Origin of the sequence: Emticicia sp., from assembly GCF_049241225.1 — a bacterium.
GTDB lineage: Bacteria > Bacteroidota > Bacteroidia > Cytophagales > Spirosomataceae > Emticicia.
Window position 1 is genome coordinate 5,023 of sequence record NZ_JBMLRC010000190.1, and the last position, 3,490, is coordinate 8,512.

Sequence of the window (3,490 nt, forward strand, 5' to 3'; positions counted from 1 at the left end):
TTCCGAAATCCAAAATCCCAAATCTGCAATCCGATGATTATCGTTTAGTAATAGATGCGTCGGAGTTGAGAATGGTATTAGCTACAATGGTATTGGTGGCTATCCAATCTTGGTCTAAACGGCGGTCTATCGGATAAAGTCCCGTATTGAGCCAACTGTCTTTCTTTTTCGGATTTGCTTTAAACTTTTGATATAAAGCTTTTTGCTGTTGCAAAAGCAAGGCTAATTCTGCTGGAATCGGTTTACGACCCGTAATTTTTCTAAAAACATTGACTAATGCCCTTGGCGTATTGCCTTCTTTTACCATGTTTTGCCCCATCACTTTACACGCTTCAATAAAAGTAGGGTCGTTCATCAAGGTGAGAGCCTGCAATGGCGTACTCGTTTTTTGTCGCCTTACGGTACATGACGACCTTGCTGTGGCATCGAACGTGGCTAAAGTAGGATGTGGCACAGAACGTTTGATAAGCATATACAAGCTTCGTTTATAAATATCGTTTGTCGAGTCGGGCAAATAGGTATCTCCATTGATGGCCCAAAGTCCTTCGGGCTGATAAGGTTTGATGCTTTTTCCTCCTATTTTATTTTTAAATAAACCACTTGCTACCAGTGCATTATCTCTTATCATTTCGGCGGTAAGGCGATTGGCGGGGCCACGTGCCATCAATCGGTTGTCGGGGTCGAGCGCCAATAATTCTTTACTGGCTTTAGAGCTTTGTCGATACGTTGCCGAAAGCACAATTTTACGCAAAAGAGCTTTTACATTCCATTGGTTTTCTCTGAAATCAACCGCTAAATAATCGAGTAAATCTTTGTTGACAGGTAATTCTCCTTGGTTGCCAAAATCTTCGGTTGTTTTGACGATACCTATACCAAAAAGCATTTGCCAATAACGATTTACAGCTACTCGTGCCGTAAGTGGATGCTCGTCGTCCACCAACCAATCCGCTAAACCAATGCGGTTTTTAGCAAATTTTTCTTTAAATGGTAAAATACTTTCGGGGGTATTTGGAAAAACTTTTTCTCCATGACTATCATACAAACCTCTTTCCAAAATATAGGCTTGTCGGGGTTTGGGCATTTCTTTCATGACCATGTACTCCCGAATTTTTTCGGAACTATCGTTTTGAGCTTTACGATAACTGGTGATTTCTTTCAACCATTGTTTGGCAAGCGTCGATTTTGCTGATATAAAATAACCTTTGAGTGCATTTTTTTCTGCCTCGTTGAGCATAGTAAAAGGCTTGGTTAGCAAGTTGTTCCAACTAGCCTTTTCGGCTAAAACAGCTATTTCGTAAGGCGACACCAAGCGATTATATACTTTTAGCTCGTCCACTTTTCCATTTTTAAATCCTAAACCTCTGCCCCAAGCACCCACTTGTAAAGTTGGTTGTACTTTGTAGGTATGCTCAAAGAAAACAATATCTCTTGTCAGGTTATCATTGATGACATTGAGCGGAGCTGCTTGGCCATTTACATAAATTTTTGCTCCTTTGGCCGACGAAGAACCATCGTAACTAATGGCTAGATGAATCCATTGGTTTTTGGGAACATCGTTTTGGGTATGTACAATAATGGCATTATCGGGAGCGGTGCGAGCCAAATTAAATTCGAGTTTGTTGTTTTTTACCTGCAAATGATAGCCTCTAAAACCATACAAAAGCCCCGAAACACCCCGATGTAGGATGACTCCTTCTTTGAGTTCTTTCGGAATATTTACCCAAATAGACACGGTAAAAGGTTCGTAGCGATGAAAAGCTCCAACGCCTTGGGTATCAAACCAAAGGTCGCCTTCCATCCAAAGTCCTTTGCCTTTTTTTCCTGCGATGTACGTTGCTTTATCTTTATCGGTGCCACCCACATCACGGGCCATTTTGGGTTTGTGGGCTTTGTTGCGAAGGTTGAGCAAAGCATCATCGAAGGTATAATATCCTTGTAAGCCAACGGTATCGGGCTGGTTGGTTAAGTCTTGTTGGTATTGTTGGCTACGAATCCATTGGTTAAACTCCGCATTGATTTTAGCAGGATACGCTTTGTTTTGAATCGTTGTGTTGAGTTTGGTTTGGATATATTTGACAATGGCTTGTTGTTGGGCGGTAGGCAATTGCAAGGTTGGCACGGGCAGGGCATCGTCCCAAGAGATTTGTCCAGCTTCGTTTACATTATTGAAGAAACTAAACAATTGGTAGTAGTTTTTCTGCGAAAGCGGGTCATATTTATGGTCGTGGCATTTAGAGCATTCGAGGGTCATGCCCAAAAATGCAGTGCCAAGGGTATTGGTTCTGTCCACTACGTATTCTACCCGAAACTCTTCTTCAACAATCCCTCCCTCCATGTTTTGTTGGTGATTGCGCAAAAAACCCGTAGCAATTTTTTGGTCTAAAGTTGCATTGGGCAACAAATCGCCAGCCAATTGATATTTGATAAATTGGTCGTAAGGTAAATTTTGGTTAAAAGCCTTGATAACCCAATCCCGAAACGGACTCATATCTCGCACCCTATCAACCGTATAGCCATGAGAATCGGCAAAGCGAGCCACGTCCATCCAATCGGTAGCCAATTTTTCGCCATAGTGTTGCGAAGCGAGTAATTTATCCACCACTTTTTCATAAGCATTAGGCGATTTATCAGCCAAAAAAGCATCTATTTCGGCAATGCTTGGCGGTAAGCCTGTGAGGTCTAAATACACCCTACGAAGCAAGGTTTCTTTATCGGCTTCGGGTTGTGGTTTGAGTTTTTTGGCTTCGAGTTTGGCTAAAACAAAATTATCAATGTCATTTTTTACCCAATCTTCCGCTTCTACCGAAGGCACACGAGGTTTTTCGGGTTTTTCAAATGCCCAATGAGCTTTGTATTCAGCCCCGTCTTTAATCCATTTGATTAAAACAGCTTTTTCCTTATTACTCAAAGAAAGGTGAGATTCGGGCGTAGGCATGATTTCTTTGGGATTCGACGTAAGAATACGACGCACCAATTCGCTATCGCTGAGGTCGCCGGGGTCGATGGCTACTTTGCCCGGATTTTCGGGCAAATCTCCGTAAGCAGCTTCGGCGAGGTCGAGGCGTAAACCAGCCTTTTGTTTCTTTTTATCAGGGCCATGACAAGCAAAGCACTTATCCGAAAGAATAGGCTTTACGTCCATGTTGTAGTCAAGTTCATTTGGTAATAGAGCGATTTCCGCTTTAAGTTCTTCTGGCACACTGCTACCGCAAGAAGATAAAATTAAGATAGGGAAAAATACAAGAAGAAGTTTCTTCATCTGTTACTAGGTTTATTCATAAATATAGTACAATTACTTGTACCTTATGGATAAAAAGTTGGATGAAATCAATTATACTCAATGCCAAAGTATGATAGGATAAAATGCTACAAGTATTGGCTAATTTTCCACAAAAAGATGGGGGAGGTGTTTAACAATGAAGTACTTAAGAAAGTGGACAAAATAGAATTTAATTTTTGAGCTTACGGCTTTCAGCTTTGAGCATTCGGC

General features: G+C 41.4%; 1 protein-coding gene. It reads right to left on the reverse strand.

Features of this window, described 5'->3' with window-relative positions; genetic code table 11:
• Positions 1–37: 37 nt before the first annotated feature.
• Positions 38–3,259 (reverse strand): DUF1553 domain-containing protein, encoded by a 3,222-nt coding sequence (locus ACOVO2_RS10715; RefSeq protein ID WP_421769962.1) that lies wholly within the window; start codon positions 3,257–3,259, stop codon positions 38–40.
• Positions 3,260–3,490 lie beyond the last annotated feature (231 nt).

What these genes read in the sequence shown, in the direction of transcription:
- ACOVO2_RS10715 (WP_421769962.1), bottom strand. Translation starts at nt 3,259, where the DNA reads ATGAAGAAACTTCTTCTTGTATTTTTCCCTATCTTAATTTTATCTTCT.